At 69.1% G+C, this 25536-nt stretch carries 24 protein-coding genes, 1 tRNA gene and 1 pseudogene; 10 read left to right on the forward strand and 16 right to left on the reverse strand.

Features of this window, described 5'->3' with window-relative positions:
• Positions 1 to 19: 19 nt before the first annotated feature.
• Positions 20 to 967, reverse strand: coding sequence for a cobalamin biosynthesis protein (locus tag NX1_RS11060; RefSeq protein WP_068057332.1), 948 nt, complete (start codon positions 965 to 967; stop codon positions 20 to 22).
• A 128-nt stretch (positions 968 to 1095) separates the two neighbouring features.
• Here NX1_RS11060 and sigJ point away from each other — a divergent pair, with 128 nt between their 5' ends.
• A complete protein-coding gene (gene sigJ / locus NX1_RS11065; protein WP_245668433.1) occupies positions 1096 to 2052 on the forward strand; it encodes an RNA polymerase sigma factor SigJ in 957 nt (318 codons plus the stop codon).
• A 77-nt stretch (positions 2053 to 2129) separates the two neighbouring features.
• On the opposite strand, the gene ald is transcribed toward sigJ, so the two are convergent.
• On the reverse strand, positions 2130 to 3245 hold the full coding sequence (gene ald / locus NX1_RS11070) for an alanine dehydrogenase (protein ID WP_068057428.1): 1116 nt from the start codon (positions 3243 to 3245) through the stop codon (positions 2130 to 2132).
• 62 nt (positions 3246 to 3307) lie between these two features.
• Positions 3308 to 4075: an MBL fold metallo-hydrolase gene (locus NX1_RS11075; protein WP_084501324.1), complete on the reverse strand. Its 768-nt coding sequence runs from the start codon at positions 4073 to 4075 to the stop codon at positions 3308 to 3310.
• Positions 4076 to 4146: 71 nt separating this feature from the next.
• Here NX1_RS11075 and NX1_RS11080 point away from each other — a divergent pair, with 71 nt between their 5' ends.
• The 3 genes from NX1_RS11080 to NX1_RS11090 all read left to right on the forward strand — a co-directional run bounded on the left by NX1_RS11080 (position 4147) and on the right by NX1_RS11090 (position 5970).
• Positions 4147 to 5094, forward strand: coding sequence for a GlxA family transcriptional regulator (locus NX1_RS11080; RefSeq protein WP_068057334.1), 948 nt, complete (start codon positions 4147 to 4149; stop codon positions 5092 to 5094).
• Between the two features lie 45 nt (positions 5095 to 5139).
• Positions 5140 to 5655 (forward strand): gamma carbonic anhydrase family protein, encoded by a 516-nt coding sequence (locus NX1_RS11085; RefSeq protein ID WP_068057335.1) that lies wholly within the window; start codon positions 5140 to 5142, stop codon positions 5653 to 5655.
• Positions 5656 to 5832: 177 nt separating this feature from the next.
• The gene (locus NX1_RS11090) at positions 5833 to 5970 is read left to right on the forward strand and encodes a hypothetical protein (RefSeq protein ID WP_245668434.1); all 138 of its coding nucleotides are present in this window, start codon (positions 5833 to 5835) and stop codon (positions 5968 to 5970) included.
• Between the two features lie 19 nt (positions 5971 to 5989).
• On the opposite strand, the gene NX1_RS11095 is transcribed toward NX1_RS11090, so the two are convergent.
• Positions 5990 to 6799, reverse strand: a complete 810-nt coding sequence (locus tag NX1_RS11095) for an SDR family NAD(P)-dependent oxidoreductase (protein WP_068057338.1) — start codon at positions 6797 to 6799, stop codon at positions 5990 to 5992.
• Positions 6800 to 7094: 295 nt separating this feature from the next.
• On the opposite strand from NX1_RS11095, the gene NX1_RS38685 reads away from it, so the two are divergent.
• The gene (locus tag NX1_RS38685; protein WP_068057340.1) at positions 7095 to 7712 is read left to right on the forward strand and encodes a TetR/AcrR family transcriptional regulator; all 618 of its coding nucleotides are present in this window, start codon (positions 7095 to 7097) and stop codon (positions 7710 to 7712) included.
• 1908 nt (positions 7713 to 9620) lie between these two features.
• On the opposite strand, the pseudogene NX1_RS38690 reads toward NX1_RS38685, so the two are convergent.
• The 4 genes and pseudogenes from NX1_RS38690 to NX1_RS11120 form a co-directional block, all read right to left on the reverse strand.
• Positions 9621 to 10181, reverse strand: a pseudogene (locus NX1_RS38690) (Eco57I restriction-modification methylase domain-containing protein); the annotation flags it as partial.
• A gap of 18 nt (positions 10182 to 10199) precedes the next feature.
• On the reverse strand, positions 10200 to 11513 hold the full coding sequence (locus NX1_RS11110; RefSeq protein ID WP_084501325.1) for an acyltransferase family protein: 1314 nt from the start codon (positions 11511 to 11513) through the stop codon (positions 10200 to 10202).
• On the reverse strand, positions 11510 to 12382 hold the full coding sequence (locus NX1_RS11115) for an SGNH/GDSL hydrolase family protein (protein ID WP_169812217.1): 873 nt from the start codon (positions 12380 to 12382) through the stop codon (positions 11510 to 11512). Before NX1_RS11115 ends, NX1_RS11110 begins: the two co-directional genes overlap by 4 nt.
• A gap of 251 nt (positions 12383 to 12633) precedes the next feature.
• A complete protein-coding gene (locus NX1_RS11120) occupies positions 12634 to 12984 on the reverse strand; it encodes a hypothetical protein (protein WP_068057344.1) in 351 nt (116 codons plus the stop codon).
• A 233-nt stretch (positions 12985 to 13217) separates the two neighbouring features.
• Between NX1_RS11120 and NX1_RS11125 the strand changes: the two genes are divergently transcribed.
• A complete protein-coding gene (locus NX1_RS11125) occupies positions 13218 to 13913 on the forward strand; it encodes a nitroreductase (protein ID WP_068057346.1) in 696 nt (231 codons plus the stop codon).
• Positions 13914 to 13954: 41 nt separating this feature from the next.
• Here the strand turns inward: NX1_RS11125 and NX1_RS11130 are convergent, their stop codons facing one another.
• The 8 genes from NX1_RS11130 to aceE form a co-directional block, all read right to left on the reverse strand.
• On the reverse strand, positions 13955 to 14422 hold the full coding sequence (locus NX1_RS11130) for a winged helix-turn-helix transcriptional regulator (RefSeq protein WP_068057348.1): 468 nt from the start codon (positions 14420 to 14422) through the stop codon (positions 13955 to 13957).
• 32 nt (positions 14423 to 14454) lie between these two features.
• On the reverse strand, positions 14455 to 14685 hold the full coding sequence (locus NX1_RS11135; RefSeq protein WP_068057350.1) for a hypothetical protein: 231 nt from the start codon (positions 14683 to 14685) through the stop codon (positions 14455 to 14457).
• 71 nt (positions 14686 to 14756) lie between these two features.
• Positions 14757 to 16190 carry an acyl-CoA carboxylase subunit beta gene (locus NX1_RS11140; RefSeq protein WP_068057352.1) on the reverse strand — a complete coding sequence of 478 codons (1434 nt, stop codon included), beginning with the start codon at positions 16188 to 16190 and terminating at the stop codon, positions 14757 to 14759.
• A 122-nt stretch (positions 16191 to 16312) separates the two neighbouring features.
• Complete coding sequence (locus NX1_RS11145) at positions 16313 to 17563, reverse strand: KasA/KasB family beta-ketoacyl-ACP synthase (RefSeq protein ID WP_068057354.1); 1251 nt, start codon at positions 17561 to 17563, stop codon at positions 16313 to 16315.
• Positions 17564 to 17573: 10 nt separating this feature from the next.
• A complete protein-coding gene (acpM, locus tag NX1_RS11150; protein ID WP_014982996.1) occupies positions 17574 to 17873 on the reverse strand; it encodes a meromycolate extension acyl carrier protein AcpM in 300 nt (99 codons plus the stop codon).
• A gap of 124 nt (positions 17874 to 17997) precedes the next feature.
• Positions 17998 to 18912, reverse strand: coding sequence for an ACP S-malonyltransferase (locus tag NX1_RS11155; RefSeq protein WP_068057357.1), 915 nt, complete (start codon positions 18910 to 18912; stop codon positions 17998 to 18000).
• Positions 18913 to 19040: 128 nt separating this feature from the next.
• Entirely contained in the window at positions 19041 to 20342 is a 1302-nt protein-coding gene (locus tag NX1_RS11160) for a PucR family transcriptional regulator (protein ID WP_373864875.1), read from the reverse strand.
• Between the two features lie 44 nt (positions 20343 to 20386).
• The gene (gene aceE, locus NX1_RS11165) at positions 20387 to 23305 is read right to left on the reverse strand and encodes a pyruvate dehydrogenase (acetyl-transferring), homodimeric type (RefSeq protein WP_068057362.1); all 2919 of its coding nucleotides are present in this window, start codon (positions 23303 to 23305) and stop codon (positions 20387 to 20389) included.
• 280 nt (positions 23306 to 23585) lie between these two features.
• Between aceE and NX1_RS11170 the strand changes: the two genes are divergently transcribed.
• The 4 genes from NX1_RS11170 to NX1_RS11185 all read left to right on the forward strand — a co-directional run bounded on the left by NX1_RS11170 (position 23586) and on the right by NX1_RS11185 (position 25321).
• A complete protein-coding gene (locus NX1_RS11170; protein ID WP_068057364.1) occupies positions 23586 to 24143 on the forward strand; it encodes an Rv2240c family protein in 558 nt (185 codons plus the stop codon).
• A 116-nt stretch (positions 24144 to 24259) separates the two neighbouring features.
• Positions 24260 to 24682 carry a DUF3052 domain-containing protein gene (locus NX1_RS11175; RefSeq protein ID WP_068057435.1) on the forward strand — a complete coding sequence of 141 codons (423 nt, stop codon included), beginning with the start codon at positions 24260 to 24262 and terminating at the stop codon, positions 24680 to 24682.
• Positions 24683 to 24755: 73 nt separating this feature from the next.
• Positions 24756 to 25220, forward strand: coding sequence for a peroxiredoxin (locus tag NX1_RS11180; RefSeq protein ID WP_068057366.1), 465 nt, complete (start codon positions 24756 to 24758; stop codon positions 25218 to 25220).
• Between the two features lie 29 nt (positions 25221 to 25249).
• Positions 25250 to 25321: transfer RNA gene (locus NX1_RS11185), tRNA-Val, on the forward strand.
• Positions 25322 to 25536: the final 215 nt, after the last annotated feature.

The following is a 25536-nucleotide window of genomic DNA, read 5'->3' on the forward strand; positions in this document are numbered from 1 at the left end:
TTCGCCACGCGAGCGCGGGTCAGCCGGAGACCGGCAGCCTTCGACGCAGCGACGGCAGAGCCAAGGCCGCACTCGCGGCGAGAACCGCCGCCCCGAGCTGAACCGCCTCCGACATCCGCACGGCCCGCCGCAGGTCGGGCACCGTCGGCGCGGGCCCATCGCCGAGTGTGGGACGCAGTTCCGTCCCGTACCGGTACTGCGTCCGGCCGCCAAGCCGAACTCCGAGCGCGCCCGCCATCGACGCCTCGGCGACCCCGGCGTTCGGGCTGGGATGTTTGGCCGCGTCGCGCCGCCAAGCGCGCAAGACCGCAGCGGGTCGCCCACCGACCAGCGGCGCGAAGGCCGCGGTGAGCAGTCCGGTGACGCGGGCGGGCGCCAGATTCGCGACGTCGTCGAGCCGGGCGGCCGCCCAGCCGAAGCGGTGGTAGCGGTCGTTCCGATAACCGACCATCGCGTCGAGAGTGTTGATCGCGCGATAACCGAGCAGACCGGGGACGCCGGCCGCCGCACCCCAGAACAGCGGCGCGACGGTGGCGTCGGAGGTGTTCTCGGCGATGGATTCCAGTGCGGCGCGGGCCAATCCGTCGGCGTCGAGCACCGAGGGATCCCGCCCGCACAGCGAGGGAAGCAGCGCACGGGCCCCGGCCAGATCGCCCGACTCCAGGTGATCGGCCATCGCCCGACCTGCGCGAGCCAGGCTGCGCCCGCCGAGCACGGTCCAGGTGGCCAGCGCCGTGACCGCCATACCGCCGCGGCGCGCCGCGAGGCCGAGACCGAGCACGGCGCCGACCGCGACCGCCTCGTGCACGACTCCAGCCACCCGCCGGTCGGCGTAGGTCAACGACTCGAGCACGCTTGCCGCCGAACCGAATCCGGCCACCGGATGCCACCGGCGCGGATCGCCGAACGCGCGATCCAGCGCGAAACCGAGCAGCAGTCCGCCGCCCGTCGAGATCCCCGTGTGCACCGGGCGAGAGTATCGGGCGCCCGGCCGCCGTGGACGCCCGGATGTCACACTCTGTGGTCCTGGATCGTCATACCGGCGACACCCACTTCGCCCCGTACCGGGGGCCCGCACGACCGAACGGGGTTTCAGTGACATCCGAGAAGTCAGGACACGCGCCGCTGGACGCCGCCGAGCTCGCGCGCCGTTTCGAGGAGCACCGGCCGTACCTGCGCAGGCTCGCCTACAGCACGCTGGGCAGCCTCGCCGACGCGGACGACGTGGTGCAGGAGGCCTGGCTGCGGTTGCAGCGGCAGCACGAGGCGGGCGCCGCGGGCGAGATCGAGAACCTGCGCGCCTGGCTGACCACCGTCACCGGCAGGTTGGCGCTCGACCAGCTCGGCTCGGCCCGCGCCCGCCGCGAACAGTACGTCGGCGACTGGCTACCCGAACCGGAGGTCACAACAGTGGACGATCCAGCCGACCGCATCACTCAGGACGAGCGGGTCACCACCGCGCTGCTGATCGTGCTCGAATCCCTCTCCCCCGCCGAGCGCACCGCGTTCGTGCTGCAAGACGTGTTCGGCATGAGCGGACCCGAAGTCGCCGAGGTGGTCGGACGGACGCCCGCGGCGGTCCGCCAGCTCGCCTCGCGCGCCCGCAAACGGGTCGAGGACGGCACGCCTCGGTTCCCCGCGTCGCCCGCCGAGCAGGAGAAGGTGGTGTCGGCGTTCGCGGTGGCGTGGCGCTCGGGGGATCTCAGCGCGCTGCTCGGCGTGCTCGACGCGAACGTCAGCCTGACCGCCGACGGCGGCGGCAAGGTGCCCGCCATCCGCCAGAGCGTCAGCGGCGCCGAGCTGGTGGCGAAGCTGCTGCTCGGTTGGTACAACGCGCCCTCGTCGCGCGGAGCGTGGGGCCGCTCGGTGCTGGTCAACGGACAGCCGGGCCTGGTCGTCTTCGACGGCAACCACACCGGCGTCTTCTCCTTCACCGTCGACGCGGGCCGCATCGTCGCGATGCACATCGTCCGCAACCCGGACAAGCTGCGCGAGCTGCCGGAAACCGATGCACCGGACTGGTTCCTGAACGAGCCACACCCCGAGGGGTAGTCCGGCCGACGCGTCGGTCCGCACGCTGCGCAGAGACGTCGTCGCTGTGCAGCGTGTGAAACGGCCCACCGCACCGATCAGCCCGCGAGCCCGACCGACTCGGCAAGCGGATAACCGTGAGCGGCGGCGACTTCGGCGGAGAGCAGCCGTCCGCCGTCCGCGGTGAGCCCGTGCGCGAGATCAGGATGCGTGAGGCACGCGTCGCGCCACCCGTGGTCGGCGATGGCGCGCACGTACGGGAGGGTGGCGTTGGTGAGCGCGACGGTGGCGGTGTGCGGTACCGCGCCCGGCATGTTCGCCACGCAGTAGTACAGCGAATTCGCCACGCGGAAGGTCGGATTCGCGTGCGTGGTCGGACGCGAACCGGCGAAACAGCCGCCCTGGTCGATGGCGATGTCGACCAGCACCGAGCCGGGACGCATCGCCGCGACCATCTCCTCGGTGACCAGTTTCGGCGCCCGCGCGCCAGGCACGAGCACCGATCCGATGACCAGGTCGGCCGCGAGCACCGCGCGCTCGACCTCGGCGGCATTGGACGCCACCGTGGTGACGCGCCCCTGGAACAGCGCGTCCAGTTCGCGCAGCCTCGCGAGATTGGTGTCGAGCACGCTGACCCGCGCGCCCATGCCCGCCGCCATGGTCGCGGCATTCGTTCCCGCCACGCCGCCGCCGAGCACCACCACGTCGGCGGGTCGCACGCCGGGCACCCCGCCGAGGAGCACGCCGCACCCGCCGAGCGGCGCCATCAGGTGGTACGCGCCGACCTGCGGGCCGAGCCTGCCCGCGACTTCGCTCATCGGCGCGAGCAACGGCAGCGAACCGTCGGCCGCGCGCACCGTCTCGTAGGCCAGCGCGGTGATGCCGGACTTCAGGACCGCCTCGGTGCACTCCCGCGAGGCGGCCAGGTGCAGGTAGGTGAACAACACCTGGTCGCGGCGCATTCGCGGGTATTCCTGCGCGATCGGCTCTTTCACTTTCAGAATCAGCTCGGCGTCCGCCCACACGCCGTCGGGGCCGTCCACCAGGGTGACCCCCGCGTCGGCGTAGTGACGATCGGCGAAGCCCGACCCGCCGCCCGCGCCCGACTCGACCAGCACCCGGTGCCCTTGCCGCACCAGTTCCCCGGCGCCGGCGGGGGTCAGCGCGACGCGATATTCCTGCTCCTTGACCTCCCGTGGTACTCCGATCCTCATATCGCCATCGTGGACCACCCGCCGACTGTTCGCCACGACGGCGCGCATACCCCGGGCGAACTTCAGACGGCGACGACCTGCCCCGCGGGCGGAATGCGCAGCCGATCGGCCAGCCCCGCGTAGTCGAAAACGCGGACCAGGTGATCCAGCGTCTCGGTGAAGTGCGCCCATCCCTCCGCGTGCACCGGCACGATGATCGCCTCGCCGAGCGACTCGGCGGCCTGCACCGCGGTCCTGGCGTTCAGCGTCACGTCGACGTCCCCGAACCGTCCCACGTTCCCCGCGCCGACGTTCAGCAACGCGATATCGATCCGCTCGAACCGCCCGGCGATCTCACCGACCAGCTCGACCGAGGCGTTGTCACCGGAGACGTACACCGTGGGCTCCCCCGCGGCCTCCAGCACGAAACCCGTGACCGCACCGCTGAACGGCTCGCATCCCTCCGGCCCGTGCAGCGCGGGCACCGCGGTGACGGTGACCGCGCCGACCTGAACGCGCTCCCACGCGGGCAGCCCCCGCACGCCGCTCAACCGCTCGGCGGCCTCGGGCGTGGACAACACCGTGTCGACGGTGGCGAGCAGGGCGCGGCCCTTGGTGTCCAGGTTGTCGGCGTGCTGATCGTGCGAGAGCAGCACCACGTCGATCGCGCCGATCTCCTCGACCGGCACCGCGGGGCCGGTCAGCTTGTGCAGGGTGATCGGGCCCGGGTAATCGCCGGGTTCGTCGAAGGTGGGATCGGTCAGCCAGGTGCTGCCGCCGTAACGGAAGCGGACGGTGGGGCCGCCGATGTGCAGGACTTCCAGGGCGGTGCGTTCGATCATTTCGCTCATGACGTCGATCGTCGCCGTTGCGCGACCGTGCGAATAGTGGCCCGAGAGCCGCGTATCGCTAATATCGGGCCATGCATACGGTGACAGTGCTCGCCTACGACGGGATCAGCCCGTTCCACCTCTCCGTCCCCGGCCTGGTCTTCGGCCGTGTCGGCGCGGGCGGGAACGCGCCGTACAGGGTGCGGGTCTGCGCGGAACATCCCGGAACCCTGCGCACCCCAGCCGGTTTCGACATTCACGTCGCCGACGATCTCGCCTCCTTCGACAGCGCCGACACCGTCGTGGTGCCCAGCTGGACGCGCGGCGCCGGGATCTCCGACGACCTGCGCGACGCGCTCAGACACGCGCACGCGCGCGGCGCGCGGATCGTCGGCCTGTGCCTGGGCGCCTGGGCCATCGCGGCCAGCGGTCTCGTCGACGGCAGGGAGATCACCACGCACTGGTCGACGGCCGACGACCTGGCCCGCGCCTATCCGTCGGTGCGGGTGCGCGCCGACACGCTGTGGTCCGATCTCGGCGACGTCATCACCTCCGCGGGCGTCGCCGCGGCGCTGGACTGCTGCCTGCACCTGTTCCGTGAGGACCACGGCAGCCGCGCGGCGACCGAACTGGCCAGGGCGCTGGTCACCGCCCCGCACCGCAGCGGGTCGCAGGCGCAGTACATCCCGGTGGCCGTGCCCGACCACGCCGAGGACGATCCGATCGAGCGCGCGATGGTCTGGGCGCGTACGCATCTCGGCGATCCGATCGACCTGGACGCGTGGGCCGCGGTCGCGCTGATGGCGAGGCGGACGTTCACCCGCCGCTTCCGGGAGCGCACCGGAAGCAGTCCGCAGCAGTGGTTGCTGCACCAGCGCGCCGACCGGGCCCGGCTGCTGCTCGAGTCCACCGGCGACACCGTGGACCGGATTGCCGCCGAGACCGGTTTCGGCACCGCGGTGAGCCTGCGCCACCACTTCCGGCGGCTGCTCGGCACCAGTCCCGCCGCGCACCGCGCGCTCTTCCGCGCGGTGAGCTGACGCCCCCGCGCGCGCCGACCGGCGCAACGCCGCTACGTTGCCATCATGAGGATTGAGGTCGGCGGGTTCGCGCCGGAGATCGATGAGAGTGCGTGGCTCGCCCCGAACGCGACGGTGATCGGACGCGTGACGCTGAGCGCCGAGGTGAGCGTGTGGTACAGCGCGGTGCTGCGCGGCGACCTGGAACAGATCACCGTCGGCGCGCGCACCAACATCCAGGACGGCTGCGTGCTGCACGCCGACCCCGGTTTCCCGCTGACCGTCGGCAGCGGAGTGTCGGTGGGACACAACGCGATTCTGCACGGATGCAGCATCGGCGACGACGTGCTCGTCGGCATGGGCGCCACGGTGCTCAACGGCGCGGTGATCGGCGCGGGCAGCCTGATCGCGGCCAACGCCCTGATTCCCGAGGGCGCGCAGATCCCGCCCGGCTCATTGGTGGCCGGGGTCCCGGGCAAGGTCCGACGCGAATTGAGCGAGGCCGAGCAGGACGGCATCCGGCTCAACGGCGCGGTCTACTTACACAACATGGCCAATCACCGCAGCGCGAAAGTGGTGTGATCCGTAGCACACTGATCAAAGGTCCAGCACTAACCGCTGATAGCATTTTGCCTGCATGACCGGCGTCCGGCGGCTCGGAAAGAGCATCAGGGCGGCGAGCATGATGCGTCACAGGCAGGAGGTATCACGGTGTCGTACCGGGATTCGAGTATGCACCGGCCCAAGCGGCGGGTCAGCGTGGCCGACATCGCGGCCCAACCGGGCGGGATCGAGGCGCTCCAGCGTCGCGTTCACGAATTGCGCTCCCGCGGGGTCGATTTCGCCGCGAACGCGATCGAAAAGGAAATGGCGGATCTGGACCTGCCCCGGCAGTGATCGCGGCGCGTGATCGGTCTCAGCGCATGACGAGGTCGAGCACGCGTTCGTGATACGACCCGGCGTACCGGGTCACCAGATCGACCAGCAGCGCATCGAGTCCGACGAGCACCTTCGCGTCTCCGCGCGCCGCACCGCGCAGGATGGTGCGCGCCGCGGCCTCGGGGCTGGTGCGCGCGACCTGGTCCTCGAATCGCCTGGCCACCGCCGCGCCATCGATGCCGGGCGCGAACTGCGCCGTGCGCGCGATGGTGGTGAGAACGCCGCCGGGATAGACGCCGGTCACCCGAACCCGGCCGCCCGCGGCGCGCATGTCCTGACGCAGCGATTCGGTGAAGCCGCGCACCGCGAACTTGGCCGAGTTGTACGGTCCGTGCCCGGCCACCGCGACCAAGCCGAACGCCGAGGACACATTGACCACGTTGGCGCGCTCGGCCGCCCGCAGGTGCGGCAGAAAGGCTTTGGTGCCGTTGACGACTCCCCAGAAGTCGACGTCCATGACCTGCTCGAAGTGCTCGAACGGGGATTCCGCGACCCCGCCGACGTGCAGGATCCCCGCGTTGTTGAACAGCGCCTCCACCCGCCCGTAGCGCGCGGCGGTCCGTTCGGCATAGGCAAGCACCGCGTCCCGATCGGTGACGTCGAGGACGGTCACCGTCGGCGTGAAGCCGACCGCGGCACAGAGCTTTCCCGTCGTCGCCACGGCGTGGTCGGATTTGTCCGAGAGCGCGAGCCGCGCGCCGCGATGGGCCAGCGCCAGCGCCAGTTCTCGCCCGATCCCCGAACCAGCTCCGGTGACGACCACCACCCGATCGGCGAAATACCCCACGGTCCAACCCCTTTCACCCCAACGCCCGAGTCGGGCACCTGACCAGGTTAGCCACGACGGCGCCGCCCCGGAAAGATCGGTTACCGGTTCCGCTCCGCCCGCCGCACCTCGTCATCCGAGCCGGACCGCACCGCACGAGCGTGCCGACAGAGTGAGAGCTTTCATGCGGCGCTATCCCACAGCTTCCGAGATCTCCGACCGAATGCCCGCGCGCAGGTGAGATAATGAACGCCCATCACCCGCACCGTCGCGGTGCCGCTGCGCACCGGCTTCCGCGCCAACGACTGGAGATCCGATGCCCACCGTCCCGTCCATGCTCCAGCGCATTCTCGACAAGCCCGTCTCCGACGGCGAGAAACTCCTGGAGAGCGCCCTCTCGGCGTTCCTGGACTTCGGGATCAAGCGCACCAGCATGGGCGAGATCGCGCGGCGGGCAGGCATCAGTCCCGCGACGCTCTACCGGCGCTACGAATCCAAGAACGACCTGGTCGAGGCCGTGAGCGTGCGGGAGGCGCAGCGCTTCGTCGCCGAGATCGACAAGCGGGTGCAGACCGTCGATGGCACCGAGAACCAGCTGGTGGAGATCTTCGTCGCCTTCATCACGGCCATCGCGGGCAACGAACTGCTGCGCAGGCTGCTGCGCACCGAGCCCGATCTGATCCTGCCCCGGCTCACCACCGAGGGCGGTCCGGTCCTCGCGGTCGGCCGCGGCTACCTGGCGGACAAGCTGCGTGAACTACGAGCCGGGGACGCCGACTTCGACGCCGATCTGGTCGCCGAGATCATGGCCCGGCTCGCGCTCTCCCTCGCGCTCACCCCCGACGGGCTCATCCCGCTCGGCGACGCCGAGGCCGGTCGCGCGTTCGCCCGGCGCACCCTGCTGCCGATGGTCGGTGTCCGCGCTTCCGCGTGAGCCGAGCCCGAACGCCGCGTCCACCAGTTCGTCGAGCCGGTGCCGCGCGGCGTCGTCGGGCGCGCGGTCACCGTCGACCAGGTCGGCCACCAGCGCCGCGATCGCCGCGGAGGCCGGGCGATCCGGATCGGGCAGCGGCAGCCGGGACACGTACTGGGTGATCCACCGCCGCCGGCCCGAGTACAGGCGGTTGCCGCACACCGCGTCGTAATAGCGCAGACCGAGCGACGAATTGGCCACGCCCATCAGAAGATTCGCCAGCAGCGGCGCCCGCTCGGCGCCGCCGAGATCGTCCAGCGAGATCCAGTAGCAGTCGCCGTTCACCACCGCACCCGATCGGTCCAGCGCGAAACGCGGCCGTTCGCTGATATCGGGGAACACCAGTTTCGGCACCCGCCACAGATTCGGCCGCTGCGGCACCCAGATCTCGAACCACTCGCGTCCGCTCTCGGTGAGGTACTTACGCCCGGCGAGCGTCGTCCGGTGGCGGCGCAAATACGCTGCGGCGCGGGGGAATTCGCGCAGGTCCACCGGAACCCGGCGAGGCTCGGCGGTGTCGTAGGGGTAGAGCACCCTGGTGTCGGCGGCCCGCTCGATCCGCCACGGCGCCAGATCGTGGTGGGTGATCAGCTCCAACAGCAACTCCGGCTCCGGACGCGGGCGCACCTGGGCCCAGCGATCGGAGATGAACACCCGATCGGCGGTCGTCTTGATGCCCACCCTGATGCGAGCCACCTCACCGAAACTCCGCCAGGTCCTCGCGCCGACGCGATCGAGCCAGGCGTCCAGGCTCGGTCGCGACATCCGCCACGCGGGGTGCATACCCGCGCCAGCGCTCCGGTTGTGCGCGGGGCTGTCGTCGGGCTCCGCCGGGCTGTGTCGAGTCGAGGCACTGTCTGCCTCACTCCCGCCCTGCGCGTGGCCGTCGCTGGACTCCGCCGGGCTGTGTCCACTCGACGTACCGCCTGCCTCCCTCCCGCCACGCGCGTGGCCGTCGTCGGACTCTGCCGGGCTGTGTCCACTCCACGTACTGCCTGCCTCCCTCCCGCCACGCGCGTGGCCGTCGCTGGACTCCGCCCGACTGCGCTCACTCCAGGTACCGCCTGCCTCGCCCCCGCCAAGCTCATGGTCACCGCCCGACTCCGCTCGACCGCGCCCACTCGACAGACCGCCAACCTCGCTTCCGCCACGCGCGCGGCCGTCCCCGGACCCCACCGGGCTGCGCCCACTCGACGGACCAACAACCCCACTCCCGCCCTGCCCGTGACCGCCGACGGACTCCGCCCGGGTGCGCCCATCCGACGTACCACTAAGCCCGCTCCCGCCGTGCGTGTGACCGTCCACGGACTCCGCCCGGCTACGCCCAGTCGACGTACCGCCAGACTCACTTTCTCCAAGCTCATGGTCGCCGCCCGACTCCACTCCGCTGCGCCCACCCGACGTACCACCAACCCCGCTTTCGACGTGCGCGCGGCCGTCCCCGGACTCCGCCGGGCGGCGCCAACTCGACGTACCCCGCCCGCCATATCTGTGCCCGTCGCTGGAGTCGGCTCGGGTACGCCCACTCGACGTACCGCCGGTCTCGCTCCGGTCGGGGGCGGGCTCGGCGGCGCTCGCGGGCGGGCGGTTGGGGCTCGGCGGCACGCCCGTCGAGAGGGTGCCGACCTCGACGGCGAAGATCCGCCCGTTGTGCCGGACGAGGGAACCGGAATCCGCTAACAGCGCGTCGAAAAGATGTTCGGAGCAAGGTGATTCATCGATCCGCACCTCGTAGACCGAGACGTGGCGGCATCCCGCGCCGTGACCGCCTCGGGTGGCGATGGTGACCGCGGGCAGTACCGCGGCCGCGAACAGCTTGGTGTCGCCGAGGTCGTACAGCTCGACCGGAGTCAGTTCGCCGACCAGGATGGCGCGAATGTTCGCACCCGCCTTGGTCGTCAGGAAGCGGTTGGCGCACAACAGGCCGAGCGCGCCGCCCGGCGTCAGCAACCGCGGCGCCACCGCGACGAACGGGTGGGTGAGATCGATGCGGCCGCGCAGCCCGTACTGCCTGCTGAGCAGCCGTGCTGTGTCGCCGCCGAGCTGCTGGGTGCGCACGTAGGGCGGGTTGGTGATGATCGCGTCGAAGGAGCCGTCCTCGAGGTCCGCGGCGTCGGCGAGAAAGTCGCCCGCACGCCATTCGACGTCGACGTGCTCGGCCGCCGCCCGCCTCCGCGCCGCGGCGAGCCCGCACTCGTCGAGGTCGTACCCGGTCAGCCGGAGGCGAACGCCGGGCAGGAGGGCCGTGGCTTCCCGGTGCAGAGCGAGCAGAAGTTCTCCGTCGCCGCACGCGGGGTCGAGCACGCGCAGCTCACCGTTCGGCCCGGGACGCGGGGCGTGCGCGAGCAACCGTTGCGCGAGGAACCGTGCCAGCGCGGGCGGGGTGTAGTGCCGCCCATGGCGTTTGCGGTCCCCTGGGTGCGAGCCCATGAGTGGGATTGTGCCTCGTCAGGACGGCGCGGGCGTGCCGATGACGGGAACCGGTGCGCGCGTCGCCAGCGATCGTTCGCCCGCGTGTCGCCCAGCGAACCTGCGCATCAGCGGCGCGTCGACCCAGTGGTAGATGGCCGCTGCGGCCGCGGTCGAGAGCACCAGACACAGTGCGGCGAAGCCGAGCCAGCCGACCGGCCCGAACCGGTGTCCGCCGATGAGCAGCCTCGTCACCAGCACCATCACCGGGAACTGGATGAGATAGAAGGCGAAGGAGATATTGCCGAACCACACCATCCGCGGCGAGGCGTTGAGGCCGGGGATTCCGGCCAGATCCCGCGCGGCGAGCGTCGCCACCACCGCGGTCATCGGCGCCAGCAACAGCGCCGACATCTTGTAGTTCACCGGCACGATCCAGGTGGCCGCGTAGGCCACCGCGAGCGCGAGCAGCGGCGGCGTCAGCCGGGTATTACGCCACCGGCCCTCGAGCACCAACCGCGCCGCCAGCACACCGAGGAAGAATTCGGGCAGCCGCGAGAGCGGGAAGATGTAGCTGAGCCAATACGACTGTGCCACCGGGATATCCGGCTGCGCGAACCACGCGGGCGAGGCGTGCAACTCGAAGAAAGGGGACGCGTCGCCGGGCACCAGTCGCGGAGCGAACGCGTTCTCGATGCCTTTCGGGCCGGGCACGCAGAGGAAGTAGGCGGTGTGCAGCGCGACGATCGCCAGCAGCAGTCCGGCGATCACCCAGAGCACCCGCTCCGGACGCACCCGCCGCACCAGCGGCAACGCCAAGGGGAAGCACAGATAGAACAGCATTTCCGCGCCGAGCGACCAGGACGGCACGTTCAGTCCGCCCACCGTCGACCACTTGGGCACCCAGGTGTGCACCAGCGCCAGATTCGGGGCCCACACCACCGGCCGCGTCAGCGGCACGCCGGCCACCAGAACGAACGCGACCGCGGCCACCAAGTGCGTGGGATAGATCTTCAGCACCCGCCGCCAATAGAACCGGCGCACCGAGCTCCCTGGCCGGAACGACCAGTAGATGATGAACCCGGACAGCACGAAGAAGAAGGTCACGCCCGCCGCGCCGAGCTGCATGGGCATCACCTGATGCAGATGTCGGAACAGCTCCGATTTCTGGAACGGGTACACCGGCAGGAATACCAGGGCGTGCAGCAGGAACACCGCGAACGCCGCCCACCAGCGCGCGCCGGTCAGCGAGGGCAGGGCGGGGCGGGTGTGCGCCGCGTCGGCACCGCCCGAAATACCTGGGCGAGTGCGATTCCCGGCGGTATCGACCAGCGACTCCGGGCTCGAGGTCATCGGCCGAACCGTTCGTACAACGCGCGCGCGACCATCGCGTCACCGTGCGCCGACGGATGGAACGGCAATCCGATCGGATCGGCGCGCGGGTCGAGCGCACCGTTCACCCACGGATCGGCCGAGCACAGCCCGTGACCGGCGGTCAGCGCCCTGGTATCGAAGAATTCGATGCCCAGCAGCCCGGCCGCTTCGCGCTGCGCTGCGTCGAGGCGATCGAGGTATTCGACCACCGCCCGGCCCCGAGGCTGCACGTACTGGCCGATGCCGAGCACGTTCACGCACGCCGTGTCCTGGCCCGCGGGGAACAACTCCGGATAGCCGACCAGCACGACGCGCGCCCCCGGGGCGAAGTAGCGCAGATACTCGATCACCGCCCGCATCCGTTCGGCGTAGCGCGCAGCGGACACACCCCGGTAGTCGGTGATTCTGCCCTGCTCGGCGGCCTCCAACCCGCAGCCGTCGGCGAGGTTGAACACGCAGGGCAACAGCGAGGTCCACATGGTGGTCTCGGACGCACCCCACTCGTCGTTGAGCCCGAATTGCAGTGCGATCAACTCGGTCTCGGGCCCGAAAGCGCCCAGCTGGTCCGCCGCGATCGCCTCGTGCGAGAGCGTGTATCCAGGCCCGGTATCGATCGAAGCACCGGAACAGGAAACATCGAGGAACTCCCCTGTCCCCGCCACCCCCATCAGCCCGCTCAACTGAGTCGGCCACGCATTCGGCCCGCGCAGACACTCCTCGGATTTGGCGTCCCAGCGAAACCCGTTGGCGGTGAAGGAATCACCGAGAACCACCAGCGACTTGCCCGCGGTGTGGTCCCCGGCGACGGGATCGGCCACCATGCGAGCGGTTCCGGCGGACTCGACCACATCGGGAACCACCCCGCCAGGCGCACCTGCGCTGGTTCCGATCGAAGCCGTCCCTACGGAGCCTGGCGCAGCGGGTGCGGTCCCACCGCGCATCGCTGCGGCACCATCCAGTGCTGCGACACCACCGCTCCCGGCTGTGGTCTCACCATATGCGGTGGCGGATGACGCGACCGCGACCACAAGTGCGAGCAAGGTTGCGCCGAACAATCCACGGCGAAGGCCGTTTCGAGAAGTTGTCATCGGGGCCGCCGTCAGTAACCCGCCCGGGGTTCGAAGCCGGGCGCGGTGAGGGTCGGGGCGGATTGCGGCACGGGGGCGGGTTGCTGCACGGGGGCAGGCGCGAGGACCGGAGCCTGCTGCGGGAAGTGCGGAGCGGGCGCGGGTTCCGCGGCGGGCGCGGGTTCCGGTGCGGGGGCCTGCGTTTCGGGAGCAGGCGCTGCCGTCGGCGCGGGGGCCGGGGCGCTCTGCTGAACGGTGCTGGTCGCCGCCGGGGTGGTGGTCGCCGGGGCCTGGTCGACATGCGTCTCCGTCTCGCCGCCGCAGCCGGCCGCACCGAGTAGCACCACACCGCCGGCGAGGGCGGCAGCGAGACAACGCTTCATGGTCTTTTCCGTTCTCAAATCAGGAGCATGCATATTTCACTTCAGCCGGGAGACTACAAGTTCGCATGGACGAAACCGCCTGTTTCGGGCAAACTCTCGAGCCTCGGCCGCCCCCAATTTCGAGGTCTCGCCAACTCCAGGAACCTCGCCCGCACGGGTTTACCGGTTCCAAAACGAGACCGTAGCGGCTAGCATTCAGTCTCGAAATGGAACCAAATGAAGGAGGCCGGTCCATGAGCCCGACCGCTGCGCCCACCGAAGCGTTCGCGACCCTGACCCGAATCCTCGACGAGCGGTGGACCTGCAGGCAGTTCCGCTCCGACCAGGTGCCGCGACCGACCATCGAGGCGCTGCTGCGCGCGGCTCAGCGCACCCCCTCCTGGTGCAACACCCAACCGTGGCAGGTCGCCATCACCGAGGGGGCGGCCACCGATCGGTTCCGCAAGGAACTCCTCGAACACGTTCAAAGCGCGGCTCCCGCACCGGATTTCGAATTCCCCGCGCAGTACACCGGGGTCTACCGGGACCGCAGGCGCGAGTGCGGGCTGCAACTCTACGACAGCGTCGGCATCGTGAAGGGCGACCAGGCGGGCACCATGCGCCAAGCGCTGCGCAATTTCGAGCTCTTCGACGCACCGCACGTCGCGATCATCAGCACCGAGGCCGATCTCGGCGTCTACGGCGCCGTCGACTGCGGCCTCTACATCGGCGCGTTCCTGCTCGCCGCCCAGAGCCTCGGTCTCGGCGCAGCTCCGCAGGCGGCCCTCGCCTCCTACGCGCCTTTCCTGCGCGAATATTTCGGGCTCACCGAGAACCGCCGCGTGGTGGCGGCCATCTCCTTCGGCTACCCCGACACCGACCACCCGGTGAACGGCTTCCGCACCAGCCGCGAACAGACCGACCAGGTCGCCGCCTGGTTCACCGACTGATCACCGGAATCCGCGCGGCGACAACACTTCTCACGAACGAATCAGCCGACCTGACGGTCGATCCCTGTCAGCCCTCGACCCGGTTCGGGGCTGACATCGCGGGCGGTCAACTCGCTTCCACAGACGTCGCATTCGAGCCGGACGTGCGCCTCGCCGGTGCATTCGCGATGACGGTAGTGCACCGGCGGCCCGTCCGGCGCCATATACGCATCGCCCCAATCCCGGATCGCCATCAGGATCGGGTAGATGTCGTGCCCCTTCTGGGTGAGCCGATACTCCTCGTGCGCGCCGACCGCCGCCGGTCGCTTCACCAAGATGCCGTGCTCGATCAACCGGTCCAGCCGGTCCTGCAGCCTGCTGCGCGAAATGCCGAGCGCGCTCTGGAAGCCGTTGAACCGGCGAATCCCGGAGAACGCGTATTTGAGGATGACCAGCGTCCACCGGTCACCGAGAACCACCAGCGGCCGCGTGATGGAACACGGCTCGTCGGCAAGATCCTCGTAACGCACCCCTCGATGCTACTCAGCACCGCAATCCGCTCTCACCCGTCTTCGCGCCGATGGATGACGTACTCGAACTGCCCGTCCTCCGGATCGGCGCGCAACGGCCACGGCTCCGCCTCGACCACACGACGCCACTCCAGTGTCCGACGCGCGTCCTGTTCGGCGAGCGACCGCGCGTCAGCAACCTCGGCGCAGGAGCCGAGCATCTGCTCCTCGGTGCCGCAGAACTCGCAGCTGTGCACCTTGCTGACCTCGTAGCGTTGCGGCACGGCGGATCTCCTTCGGACGGAAATAGCATGGGCCCCGGGATGATTCCCGGGGCCCATGCGGAGTCCTCACATCACAGCGGGATGTTCTTGTGGTGACTCTTGCGCGCCGGCGCGGCGGCCAGCGCGGCGGCGATGATGCTGCGGGTCTTGGCCGGGTCGATGACCTCGTCCACCACGCCGATCGCGATGGCGCGCTCGACGCCGCCCGCGATCTTCTCGTGCTCGGCGGTGAGCCGCTCGTGCAGCGCCTCGCGCTCCTCCTCGGGCGCGGCGGCGAGTGCCTTCTTGTGCAGGATGCCGACCGCGGCCTTGGCGCCCATCACGGCCACCTCGGAACCCGGCCAGGCGTACACCGCGGTCGCGCCCAGCGAGCGGGCGTTCATGGCGATGTAGGCGCCGCCGTAGATCTTGCGGGTGACCAAGGTGACGCGCGGGACGCGGGCCTCGGCGAAGGCGTGCAGCAGCTTCGCGCCACGGCGCACAACGCCCTCCCACTCCTGGCCGACACCGGGCAGGTAGCCGGGCACGTCGGTGACGACGATCAGCGGAATGCCGAACGCGTCGCACAGCCGAACGAACCGGGCCGCCTTCTCGGCGCTCTCGGAGTTCAGGCAGCCACCGAGGCGCAGCGGGTTGTTGGCCAGCACACCGACGGTGCGTCCGCCGAGACGGCCGAGACCGACCACCATGCTGCGCGCGTAACCGGCCTGCAGTTCCTCGAACGAGGATTCGCCGTCGACGTTGTCGAGCAGTTCGTGCACGATCGGCTTGACGTCGTAGGCCCGCTTGGCCGACTCCGGCAGCATCGCCTTCAGGTCGACGTCGCCGTGCGCGGCGGCGCCGAGGTCGAACTCGCCCTGCTCGGCGAACATCGACACCAGGCGGCGGGCGCGGTGCATGGCATCGGCCTCGTCGTCGGCGACGATGTGGCACACGCCGGACTTCTTGCCGTGGGTCTCCGGGCCGCCGAGGGTGGCCATGTCGACCTGCTCGCCGGTCACGCTGCGCACCACGTCGGGGCCGGTGACGAAGACCCGGCCCTCGGGGGCCATGATCACGATGTCGGTGAGGGCGGGACCGTAGGCGGCGCCACCGGCGGCGAAGCCGAGCACCACCGAAATCTGCGGGACCAGGCCGGACGCGCGGACCATGGCCTCGAAGACCAGACCGACCGCGTGCAGCGCCTCGACGCCCTCGGCGAGCCGGGCGCCGCCGGAGTGCCAGAGGCCGACGACGGGAACACCGGAGTCGATGGCCGTGTCGATCGCGTCGACGATGTGCTTGCAGCCCTCGACGCCCATCGCGCCGCCCATGACGGTGGCGTCGGAGCAGTAGGCCACGGTGCGGACGCCGTCCACCTCGCCGATGGCGGCGAGAACTCCGGACTTGTCACGCGGATGTAGCGGAAGAACGGTGCCGGGATCGAAGAAACGCTGGAGCCGGCCCAGCGGGTCACGCGGATCGGTCGCAGTTTCTGGTTGAAACGCGGGTGCCATGATTGTCATCGCGTTTTCTCCTCAATCAAGAGAGTGCCGCTACCGCGGCTGCGTATGTCGAACTCCGGTGGGGTCGAGCCAGTTCACTGGCCCGACCCCACCGGGGCTCGTTGTTGCAGTCAGTCGTGCGGCTATGCGCGACCGAAGGCGAGCGCGACATTGTGCCCACCGAAACCGAACGAGTTGTTGATCGCGTACTCGATCTCCTGGCGGCGGGCTTCGCCCCGCACCACGTCCAGGTCGATCTCGGGGTCCTGGTTCTCCAGGTTCAGCGTCGGCGGGACGATGCCGTCCCGGATGCTGAGCACGGTCAGCACGGACTCGAGCGCGCCGACGGCGCCGATCGAGTGACCGAGCGCCGACTTGGGCGCGTACACCGACGGGTGGTTGCCGACGGCCTTGTTGATCGCGTTCGCTTCCGCGGTGTCGCCGATCGGCGTCGCGGTGGCGTGGGCGTTGATGTGGGTGATGTCCTGCTTGGACAGGCCAGCGGTCTGCATCGCGCGGGTCATCGCGCGGGCGGCGCCGGTGCCCTCGGGGTCGGGGGCGACCAGGTGGAAGCCGTCCGAGGTGATGCCTGCGCCGAGCAGGCGGGCGTGAATGGTGGCACCGCGCGCTTTGGCGTGCTCCTCGGTCTCGAGGGTCAGCAGCGCACCGGCCTCGCCGAAGACGAAGCCATCGCGGTCCTTGTCGAACGGACGCGACGCACCCTTGGGGTCGTCGTTGCGCGTGCTCATCGCACGCATCATGGAGAACGCCGCGATCGGCACCGAGTCGATGAAACCCTCGACGCCGCCGGTGACGACCATGTCGGCGTCACCCATCACGATCATCCGCCACGCGTTGGCGATGGCTTCCGAACCGGACGAGCACGCCGAGACCGGAGTGACCACTCCTGCCCGGGCCTTCAGCTCGAGTCCGACGCAGGCCGACGGGCCGTTCGGCATGACCATCTGAACAGCGAGCGGCGAAATCTTGCGATAGCCGCCGTTCTTCAGCTTGTCGACCGAGTCGATGAGCGCGTCGCCGCCACCGAGACCGGTGCCGATCGCCACACCCAGACGGTCGGGATCGACCTCCGGGCTGCCCGCGTTCTTCCACACCTCGCGACCGAGGACGGTCGCGAGGCGCTCGACATAAGCCATGCGACGGATCTCGACCCTGCTCAGCAGGGTGTCGGGGTTGACCTTCAGGTGGCCGCCGATGCGGACCGGGAGGTCGTATTCCTCGATGAAGGAATCCTCGAGAACGTCGATGCCGCTCTCGCCGTTGAGGAGTCCCTTCCACGTCGCATCGACGTCGCCAGCGATCGACGTGGTCGCCGCAAGGCTCGTTACGACGACGTTGGGGAAGTTCCCGTTCAAGGTGGAAGGAGTGGTCACTTTTTCGGCCCTACTCGGCGTCGAACTTGGCCTTGAGCTCCGCGGCCGCGTCAGCGTTCTCGGCCTCGAGCTTCTGGATGTAGGCGACAGCGTCGCCGACCGTCTTCAAGCTGGCCAGATCCTCGTCCGGGATCTTCACACCGTACTTGTCCTCGGTCTGCACAGCGATTTCGACCATGGACAGCGAGTCGATGTCCAGGTCATCGACGAAGGACTTCTCGATCGTCACCTCGGAGGGCTCGATACCCGTAACCTCTTCGATGATCTTGCCGAGTTCCTCGACGATTTGTTCCTGGGTCAGAGCGGCCACTTGGTGGCTCCCTTCTTCTACTTTGTAGGGCTTGTTCTTTTTGTTTTTCGGGCCGAGCACGCCGGTAGTTACCGTCGGTTCGGTCACGACCTCGCATTATTTCGATGCACGGTCGCGGAGAAAGCTAGCCGGAGGTCGTCAGTTCGGCCAACGCGGGGAGGTCTTCGGGCGTTTTCAGCGCCAGTGTCGGCGTGCCCTTCAGTTCTCGTTTCGCGATGCCGACCAACGTTCCGGCCGGTGGCAACTCCGCCACCGCCGAGACACCCGCCTGCCGGACGGTCTCGGTGCACAGATCCCAGCGCACGGGTCGGGTGACCTGCGCGGCGAGCTTGTCGATCGCGTCCTGACCCGAGGCCACCGGCTGCCCGTCGAAGTTCGACAGCAGCACCCGGGCCGGATCGTTCGGCGTGATCTTGGCGATGGCCTCCGCGACCGCGTCCTGGGCCGGAGCCATGAACGCGGTGTGGAAGGCGCCCGCCACGGGCAGCGCCCGAACCCGCGCCTTTTCCGGCGGGTTCGCGGCGAGCTCCGCGAGGGCGTCCAGCTTGCCCGCGGCCACGATCTGGCCCACCGCGTTGCGGTTGGCCGGAACGAGGTCCAGTTCCGCGAGTCGCTCGAGGACGGCGGCTTCGTCGCCGCCGAGTACCGCGGACATTCCGGTCGGCTCCAGCGCGCACGCCTTGGCCATCTCCGCACCGCGGATAGCGGCCAGGCTCACGGCCTCGTCCGGGCTGATCACGCCGGCCACAGCGGCTGCGGCGAACTCGCCGACCGAGTGTCCGGCGATGATCGTAGCGGCCGGCAGCGAATCCTCGTCGATTTCGGCATAGGCCAGCAGCGCTGCCGCGACCACCAGCGGTTGGGTCACCGCGGTGTCGACGATCTCCTCGGCCGTCGCGGTGGTGCCGAGACGAACCAAGTCCAGGCCGGAGGCCTTGGACCACTGGGCGAGGCGATCATTCGCGCCGGGAAGGTCGAGCCAAGGCGCGAGCATGCCGGGTGTCTGGGACCCCTGTCCAGGGGCGAACAACGCGATCACGTCTCTAAGAAAACACTGTGAGCCCCGCCGCACGAGATGTCGGCGCGAATGAAGCTTTCCGACGCCTTTTGTGGGGGTCCCACAAAATCCCACGTGGGCCGACCCGATCGACCGACTGCCCTCCGGCGTTACAGCCCTTCGTGACCGATCGGAATCGGAGTTGCCTCTGGGGTCGGTGTTGACGATTCGTTACGTGTTCGTGTCAAACGACCCACCGTTGCTGCGATACGAAGCACGTAAGCGTCCCTCGGATTCATGGGATCACGCCCGGTGACTTCAGCGATCCGTTTGAGTCGGTAGCGAACCGTATTTGGATGGACGTACAGCTGACGGGCACACGTCTCGACCGCTCCCCCGCAATCCAGATAGGCGTCGAGGGTGTCGGCAAGCGCCGATCCAGCGGCGGCCAACGGGAGGACAAGATACTCGTTCAGCGCGTCGATCGCACCTCGATCACCCAACAACGCGCGTTCGGGTAACAACTCGGCCGCGTGCACCGGCCGCGGCGCCCCCCGCCAGCCCACCACGGCCTCCATGCCCGCCAGCGCCTCGACGGCGCTCGCGTGCGCGGCGCCGAGCGTGCGGGTGGTCGGCCCGATGACCACGGGACCGTCGGAGAACACCTCGGCGAGCAGGTCGGCCAGGAATGGCGAGACGTACCCGGCGTCGCCGAGATGCCCGCTCACCACCATGACCAACCGGGTGCCCTGCACGACCGCGAGCGCCGCCCGCCCGTGCCGCGCCGCGATGGCGTGCACCGAACCGACGGACGAGACGCCCTGCTCCCCCGGCGGCGTGCCGACCAGGACGGTGGCGGGCGCGGTGGCGTCCCAGTTCAACGTGGCGGCCCTGGACAGCATGTCCGGGCCGGTATCGCCGCGCACCACCGCGTCCACCACGAGCGCCTCGAGGCGGGTGTCCCACGCGCCGCGCGATTCCGCGGCGCTGGCGTACACCGAGGCGGCCGCGAAACCGAGCTCGCGCCCGTATCGCAGCACCGCCTCGGTGAGCGCGACCAGCTGCCGGTCGTTGCGGGCGAGCGCGGGCAGCCACTGTTCGAAGAACTCCATGGCCACGCGGACCATGTCGACGGTCTGGCGCAGCGTCAGCCGCCGCGCCAGATCCTGCGGGATCACCTGGAAGGCGTCCAGGCTGAACCGGATGTCGCTGTCCGGATCCTGCAGCCATTCCAGGAAGTTCACCACCGCGGTCTGCACCAGCATCTGGACGCCCGCGCGCTGCGCGGCGTCCAGATCGGCGAAGAACGGCAACCGATCCTGCATCGACCCGACCGCCTCGGTGGACAGTCGTCCCGAGAACTGCTTCACCCGTTTGAGCAGTGTGTCCGGGAGCGGGTCGCGATTCTGCCGGTTCGGAGAGAGCGCGCCGGTAGGCAGATACACCTCGTGCTCGGAGGAGCCTTCGGAGATCCGACGGGGCCGCGGCGGTTTACGTTCCACGATCCAATATTCCGCTATGCCAGGTCTTCGTCCGAACCCACCGCCGCCTTCGGCGCGGCGTCCACGTCATCGATCCGATACTTCGCGGCGGCCTCGACCGCCTTGGCCGGGTCGATCTTGCCGGTTCGGCCGAGACCGGCCAGTGCCGCGACCGCGATCGACTGCGCGTCGACATTGAAGACACGCCGCGCGGCGGGGCGGGTGTCGGAGAAGCCGAACCCGTCCGTGCCGAGCGTGGTGAAATCGCCGGGCACCCACTTGCGCACCTGATCGGGCACGGCGCGCATCCAGTCCGTCGCGGCGACGTACGGGCCTTCGGCCCGCGACAGCGCCTCGGTGACGTACGGGACGCCCGGGTCCTCGCCCGGCTTGCGCAGCGCAGCGATCTCCTTGACCAGCGCCTCCTTGCGGAGCTCACCCCACGAGGTCACCGACCAGACATCAGCCTGCACACCCCACTCCTCGGCGAGCAGCGCCTGCGCGCGCAGGCCGTCGGGCACCGTGACACCGGAGACCAGGATCTGGGCGCGCACGTCGCCCTCGCCGCCGCGCCGGTACAGGTACAGACCCTTGAGCAGGCCCGCGACGTCCAGGTCGTCCGGCTCGGCCGGCTGCTGGTACGGCTCGTTGTAGAGGGTGATGTAGTAGAAGATGTCCTCGCCGCCGAAGGTGTCGGTGTCCGGCCGCTCCATGGGCTCGGTGCCCGGCAGCGCGGCCTGATGCGGCGGTGTGACGCCGCCGCCGTACATCCGGCGCAGACCGTCGCGCACGATGTGAGCGATCTCGAAGGCGAAGGCCGGATCGTAGGTCACCACAGCGGGATTGGTCGATGCGAGCAGCAACGAGTGGCCGTCGTTGTGCTGCAGGCCCTCACCGGTCAGCGTGGTTCGCCCGGCGGTTGCTCCGAGCACGAACCCGCGCGCGAGCTGATCCGAGGCCGCCCACAGTCCGTCGCCGGTGCGCTGGAAACCGAACATCGAGTAGAAGATGTACAGCGGGATCATCGGCTCGCCGTGCGTCGCGTAGGACGTGCCCGCCGCGGTGAACGACGCCGTCGAACCGGCCTCGTTGATGCCCTCGTGCAGGATCTGCCCGATCGTGCTCTCTTTGTAAGCAAGCATCAATTCGGCGTCGACCGATGTGTACAACTGGCCGTTGCGGTTGTAGATCTTCAACGAAGGGAACCACGAGTCCATACCGAACGTACGGGCCTCGTCGGGAATGATCGGCACAATTCGCTTGCCGATCTCCTTGTCCCGCAACAGTTCCTTCATCAGGCGCACCAGCGCCATCGTGGTGGCAACGTTCTGCTTGCCCGAGCCCTTGCGCACCGAGCGGTATGCCTCGTCGCCCGGGAGTTGCAGCGGCTTAGCCATGCTGCGCCGCTCGGGCAGGAAACCGCCGAGCGCCTGGCGTCGGTCGAGCATGTACTGGATCTCGCGTGCCTCCATGCCGGGGTGGTAGTACGGCGGCAGGTACGGATCCTTCTCCAGCTCGGCGTCGGAGATCGGGATGCGCTGCAGATCGCGGAAGTCCTTGAGGTCCTGCAACGTCAGCTTCTTCATCTGGTGCGTGGCGTTGCGGCCCTCGAAGTGCTTGCCGAGGGTGTAGCCCTTGATGGTCTTGGCCAGGATCACCGTCGGCTGACCCTTGTGCGCCATCGCGGCGGCGTAGGCGGCATACACCTTGCGGTAGTCGTGGCCGCCGCGCTTGAGATTCCAGATGTCCTGATCGGACATGTTCTGCACGAGCGCCTTTGTGCGGGGGTCGCGGCCGAAGAAGTGGTCGCGAACATACGCGCCGTCGTTGGCCTTATAGGTCTGGTAATCACCGTCGGGCGTGGTGTTCATCAAGTTCACCAGCGCGCCGTCGCGATCGGCGCCGAGCAGCGCGTCCCACTCGCGGCCCCAGATCACCTTGATGACGTTCCAGCCCGCGCCGCGGAAGAACGACTCCAGCTCCTGGATGATCTTGCCGTTTCCGCGCACCGGACCGTCGAGGCGCTGCAGGTTGCAGTTCACCACGAAGGTCAGGTTGTCCAGGCCCTCCATGGCGGCCACGTGCGCCAGGCCGCGCGACTCCGGCTCGTCCATCTCGCCGTCGCCGAGGAACGCCCAGACGTGCTGGTCCGAGGTGTCCTTGATGCCGCGGTCGTTCAGGTAGTGGTTGAACCGCGCCTGGTAGATGGCGTTCATCGGGCCGAGACCCATGGACACGGTCGGGAATTCCCAGAAGTTGTTCAGCAGCCGCGGGTGCGGGTAGGAGGGCAGCCCGTGGCCGAGGCCGCCGTGGCTGTACTCCTGCCGGAAGCCGTCCATCTGGTCGGTGCTGAGCCTGCCTTCCAGGAAGGCGCGCGCGTAGATGCCGGGCGAGGCGTGACCCTGGATGAAGATCTGATCGCCGCCGCCGGCATGGTTCTTGCCGCGGAAGAAGTGGTTGAAGCCCACCTCGTAGAGCGCCGCGGAGGAGGCGTAGGTCGAGATGTGGCCGCCGACGCCGATGCCGGGGCGCTGCGCGCGGTGCACCATGATCGCCGCGTTCCAGCGAATCCAGGCCCGGTAGCGCCGCTCCACCTCCTCGTCGCCGGGGAACCACGGCTCGTTCTCGGTGGGGATCGTGTTGACATAGTCGGTGGAAGTCAGCGACGGGATGGCAATCCGGCGTTCACCGGCCCGCTCGAGCAGGCGCAACATCAGATAGCGGGCCCGGCCCGGGCCCTCGCGATCGAGCATCTCGTCGAAGGACTCGAGCCACTCGCTCGTCTCCTCCGGATCGATGTCAGGCAGGTAGGACGCCACCCCTTCGCGGATCACCCGCACACGTCCACCCGACTGCGGCTGCGAACCATTGGATTCGCGTCCGGCTTCGGGAGCGGGGGCGGCGGTGTTTTCAGCGGATTTCGCTGAAATGGAAGAGTCGATCAGGTCGGTCAAATCTGCTCCTCGTACAGGGGTGGACATGCTGTGGCGTCTGTTTCCCCGGGCGGGCGCGCTGTGGTGGGCGGACCACCCGTTACGTAAGGTTCGGGCGCACCCTCCATCCTTGCCGAGGATGCGTCCCAGGTCATCATGTCAGCAGGAAATCCAGTACCGTTTGCAGGAAACTGGTTACTCCCCAGTTGCCCCGGCAAGCGCCGGGAATCGGGCGTCGCTCAGCCGCCTGAGCACCTGTTTTTCGATGACCGCCGATGGACGACTGAGAGCGGGGAGGACGATGAAGCTGCTGAACCCACGCGGGTTCGGATTGGTGTGCGCGACCGCTGCCGTCGCAGCCGGATTGACGGTCTCGGGCTGCGCCGATCGGGTAGCGGGAAACGCCTATCCGAACACGTCGGAGCTGGCCGCGTACAAAACCGAGGCGGCGGCATCGTCGGCCGCGGCCACCTCCTCACGGCGGGCGGCGGCGCAAACCCAGGCGATCACCGACAACTGCGCGCAGTTCCCCACCGTCACCGGCGCGGGCGTGGTGAGCTACAACGCCTTCGTCGACGCGCACGACGCCAACGCGCCCGACTACGCCGCGAAGCGCGACGCCGCCGCGCAAACACTCGAGGACGCCGCGACGAAGGTGGAAACCGGAGTGAACACCGCCGCGGAGCCGCTGCCGCCGGAGCTGGTCGCGAAATTCAACGAATACGTCGCCGCCGCACGCGCGTTGGCCGCGGAGACCCGCACCATGACCTACACCGCGCCCGTCGGCGCGCTCAACGAGGCGAGCAAGCGGGTGAACGACGCGCGCAACGCGGTCCGCGACGCGTGCCCGAAACGCTGACGACACGGCGTCCGACGCGACATTCGGTGATCATTTCGGCCGATCGGCTTGCGCTCGAGCCGATAACCATGTTCGCTTGCAACTATCTACTGTCGGGAGTTGAGGAGGACACCACCGTGGTCGCCGCGGCGGACGCGCAGAACTACGCTCAGAAGCTTGGCATTACACACGGCTTGGTTGTCCAGGAGCTGGGCTGGGACGAGGATACCGACGACGACCTGAGGGCCGATGTCGAGGACGCCAGCGGTAGTGAGATGGTCGACGAGGACTCCGACGAGGTCGTCGACGCTGTACTGCTGTGGTGGCGAGACGGGGACGGCGATCTGGCCGACGAGCTGATGGAGGTCATCAGCCCACTGGCCGACGACGGGTTCATCTGGGTCCTCACACCCAAGACCGGCCAGCCTGGTCATGTCGACCCGAGCGAGATCGCCGAAGCAGCGCCGACCGCCGGTCTCACCCAGACTTCGGCGATCAGCCTCGGCGCCTGGATCGGCAGCAGACTGGTACAGCCGAAGGCTCCGTCGAAGCAGCGCTGAGCCTTTCGCTATGGTTTCGCCGGGCGGTGTTACCGCCGCCCGGTGGAGACCCGAACCGATGGAGGATTCGCGTATGCCGCTCGAGGTGGGCACCCTCGCGCCGGATTTCACGCTGCGGGACCAGAACAACCAGGACGTGACGCTGTCGGAGTACCGCGGCAAGAAGAACGTGCTGATCGTGTTCTATCCGCTCGCGTTCACCGGCATCTGCCAGGGCGAGCTGTGCAAGGTGCGCGACGAGCTGCCCAAGTTCCAGAACGACAACGCCGAGATCCTCGCCATCTCCGTCGGCCCGCCGCCCACCCACAAGATCTGGGCCGCCGAGCAGGGCTACACCTTCCCCCTGCTCTCCGACTTCTGGCCGCACGGCGCCATCGCCCAGGCCTACGGCGTCTTCAACGAGAAGTCCGGCTACCCCAACCGCGGCACCTTCGTCGTCGACCGCGACGGATACATCCGTTTCTCCGAGATGAACGGCCCCGGAGAGCCCCGTGACCAGGCGGCTTGGGAGAAAGCGCTCGCCGCGCTAGATTCATAGACCGTTGCCGCCGGAACCCGGCGGCAGACGGGCGTATAGCTCAGCGGTAGAGCACTGGTTTTACACACCAGCGGTCGGGGGTTCGATCCCCTCTGCGCCCACCTCACTCGATGCGAGGCCCATGCCCACGGAGGGCGTGGGCCTTGTCTCGTTTCGTCGTGTTTGTGGGGGCGGAGCCCCCACGCCCCACCCGGCGGGCTTCGCCGCCGGACAGCGCGAGGCCGGCGGCCTCGGGCTCACCGACGTCTTTCTCGTGATACTGGTTGCCGAGGCGGCCGCACCCCGCCAAGGATCGCGATCCGAAGGTGAGGGATGA

The sequence above is a fragment of the Nocardia xishanensis NBRC 101358 genome (assembly GCF_001613365.1).
In the GTDB taxonomy this organism is placed as follows: domain Bacteria; phylum Actinomycetota; class Actinomycetes; order Mycobacteriales; family Mycobacteriaceae; genus Nocardia; species Nocardia xishanensis.